The organism is Chloroflexus sp., from assembly GCF_034435895.1.
Lineage (GTDB): Bacteria > Chloroflexota > Chloroflexia > Chloroflexales > Chloroflexaceae > Chloroflexus.
The window spans coordinates 1-2,837 of record NZ_DAOTWH010000277.1 but is presented as its reverse complement, the minus strand read 5'-3'; the positions used below and the strand labels follow the sequence as shown (position 1 = coordinate 2,837).

At 61.5% G+C, this 2,837-nt stretch carries 3 protein-coding genes and 1 pseudogene; all 4 read left to right on the top strand.

From position 1 onward, the window contains the following. A partial coding sequence (locus tag U9R81_RS15760; RefSeq protein WP_322496383.1) for a TIGR04283 family arsenosugar biosynthesis glycosyltransferase occupies positions 1 to 511 on the top strand: 511 nt, incomplete at its 5' end. Between the two features lie 390 nt (positions 512 to 901). Next, complete coding sequence (locus U9R81_RS15755) at positions 902 to 1,810, top strand: MoxR family ATPase (RefSeq protein WP_322496382.1); 909 nt, start codon at positions 902 to 904, stop codon at positions 1,808 to 1,810. Further along, on the top strand, positions 1,807 to 2,190 hold the full coding sequence (locus U9R81_RS15750; protein WP_322496381.1) for a hypothetical protein: 384 nt from the start codon (positions 1,807 to 1,809) through the stop codon (positions 2,188 to 2,190). Before U9R81_RS15755 ends, U9R81_RS15750 begins: the two co-directional genes overlap by 4 nt. Beyond that, positions 2,187 to 2,837: pseudogene (locus U9R81_RS15745) on the top strand (glycosyltransferase family 1 protein); the annotation flags it as partial. The gene U9R81_RS15750 and the pseudogene U9R81_RS15745, both read left to right, overlap by 4 nt.

Genomic DNA, 2,837 nt, shown 5'->3' with positions numbered 1-2,837 from the left:
GCGGGTGGTGCTGGCGCCGCGCGGTCGCGGCCCCCAACTCAACGCCGGCGCAGCCAGCGCCACCGGCGATATCTTCGTCTTTTTGCACGCCGATACGCGCCTGCCGGCCAATGCCTGCCCGTTACTGCGCAGCATGTTCGCCGATCCGCAGGTGCAGGTCGCCAAATTTCGCCTCTCGTTCGATGATCCCGACTGGCTGTTGGCGCTGGCCGCTCGCCTGATGTGGTTCGACTCGCTCCTCACCAGTTACGGTGACCAATGCATGGTGATGCGGCGCGATCTCTTTCACGCCCTCGGCGGCTTTCCCGACTGGCCGCTGTTTGAAGATGTCGAACTCTTCCGGCGCGCCCGCGCGCGCACCCGCGTGCATGTCGTGCCGGCGCAGGTTGTCACCTCTGCCCGCCGCTTCCGCGCCAACGGCATTCTGCGCCAATTGCTGCACGATTTCTGGTTGTGGCTGCAATACCTCGGCGGCGTTTCGCCCTCCGAAATCGCCCGCCAGTACCGGTAAGGCGTGCATCTTATGGAGTGCGGCAGGATAACTGCCGCATTCTATGCCCCTCAGCAGCGTTTCGCATCGCTTGCCAATATTGGTTGAGGCGCAGAAAGAACGTTTGAACGAGCACAACAGTTGATCGCTGTGCGATGCCTCAAAGTCCAGCACTGCGCTCCCCTCTCCCGCCACGCGGGGGAGGGGCTAGGGGTGAGGGTGAACCGGCGCGTTTACAGCCATCAATGACATGTGCGCTCATAGGGTCTGTCCGCCCTTGAACCAGTACCGGTCAGCCATTTACCCTATGGCGTGCGGTAGTCCAACTGCCGCATTCCACGACGGCAACCCGCATTCCCGCGAGTCGGTGTATAATAGAAGGAGACACCTCATGCCGTGGAGCGCCCATGTATGACGTACACCTCCTTCGCATCGATCGACGAATTGCAGGCAGCTCTTGCTGAATATGCCTACATTGCCGATCGTGCGCTCACCACCGCCATCTTTCTAGCCCTCAAACTCAACAAGCCATTGCTGCTTGAAGGCGAGGCCGGCGTCGGCAAGACCGAGATCGCCAAGACGCTCGCCCGGATGCAGGGGCGCGAGTTAATCCGGCTGCAATGCTATGAAGGGCTTGATGTCAATACGACGATCTACGAATGGAACTACGCCCGCCAGATGTTGCAGATCCGCCTGCTCGAAGCCCAAGGCGCCGCCCAAAACACCGCCGCCCAGCAGAGCATTTTCGGCCCGGAGTTTTTGATCAAGCGCCCGCTGTTGCAGGCGATTGAGGCCCGTGGCGACCAGCCGCCGATCTTGCTGATCGATGAACTCGACCGCGCCGACGAGGAGTTTGAAGCCTTCCTGCTTGAGCTGCTCTCGGATTGGCAGATTTCGATTCCTGAAATCGGCACCATCCGCGCCGAAACGCCGCCAACCGTGATCATCACCTCGAACCGCACCCGTGAAGTGCATGATGCGCTCAAGCGGCGCTGTCTGTTTTACTGGGTTGATTATCCCACCCTCGACAAAGAGATTCAGATCGTTAAGGCCCGTGTGCCCGGCGCGGGCGAGCGGCTGGCCCGGCAAGTGGTGTTGGTTGTGCAAGAGTTGCGCCGGATGGATCTCTACAAGCTGCCCGGCGTTGCTGAGACGCTCGATTGGGTGACGGCGCTGGTCGCGCTCGATCAGACCGAGTTGACGCCGCAGGCAGTCGAGGATACACTAGGCGCGATTTTGAAGTATCAAGACGACATCGTGCAGGTGCGCGGGCAGCGGCTGAACGAGTTGTTGAAACGGGCGAGCGTGGGTGTGCCATGAGCAGCGAGATTGATGTTGCGGCGACGTTAGCTGCGTTGCGGGCCGAGGTGCGCGCGCAACGAGCGGCGTTGCCGGCGGCTGAGCCAACTCCTGCCGAGCGCGAGTTGCAGCGGTTGGTGGAAGAACTCGAATATACCCGCGTGGTTAGTGCGCACTGGCCGCTTGAAGGGCGCAATCTGCTTGAGCAAGCGATTGCCTTGGTCAACAAGGTGGTACGCCGCTACTTGCGCTGGTACATCAACCCGATTGTCGAGCAGCAGAATGCTTTTAACGACACTGCTACCCTCGCTATTCGCCTGCTAGTTGCTGAGAATGCCGCCTTGCGCGCCGAATTAGCCGAGCTGCGCGCTCAATTGCAACAATCGCCACCATCATCATGAGCCGCATTCTGATCTGCGCCACCCAAGTGCCTTTCGTGCGCGGCGGCGCTGAATATCTGGTCGAGAGTCTGCGCGACGAACTTCGCCGCCGCGGCCATACCGTCGATGTAGTGGCGTTGCCGTTTCAGTGGCACCCAGTCGAACGGATCATCGACAGTGCGCTAGCGTGGCGGCTGCTCGATATCAGCCACGTCAACGGCGAACCGGTCGATCTCGTGATCGCCACCAAGTTCCCGTCATACCTCATTCGCCATCCGCGCAAAGTGCTCTGGCTGGTGCATCAGCACCGCCAAGCCTACGATTGGTACGGCACCCCGCTCAGTGATTTCGACGGCTCACCCGCCCATCGCGCCGTGCGTGAACAGATCTTTCGCATCGACGGTCGCGCGCTCAGCGAATGCCAAGCCCGCTATACCATCTCGCGCAACGTCAGCCGCCGGATCGAACGGTTTAACGGCCTCAGTAGCACGCCGCTCTATCCGCCGAGCCGTTACGCCGGGCAGTTGTGGTCCGGGCCATACCACGACTACATCCTCTTGCCGGCCCGCCTCGACCGGGCCAAACGGATCGATCTGCTGCTGGCGGCGCTAGCCCGTACCGCCACGCCGGTGCGCGCGATTATTGCCGGCGCCGGCCCCGACCGCGAT

Coding starts and splice junctions, on each gene's coding strand:
- U9R81_RS15755 (WP_322496382.1), top strand. CDS start 902: ATGACGTACACCTCCTTCGCATCGATCGACGAATTGCAGGCAGCTCTT.
- U9R81_RS15750 (WP_322496381.1), top strand. CDS start 1,807: ATGAGCAGCGAGATTGATGTTGCGGCGACGTTAGCTGCGTTGCGGGCC.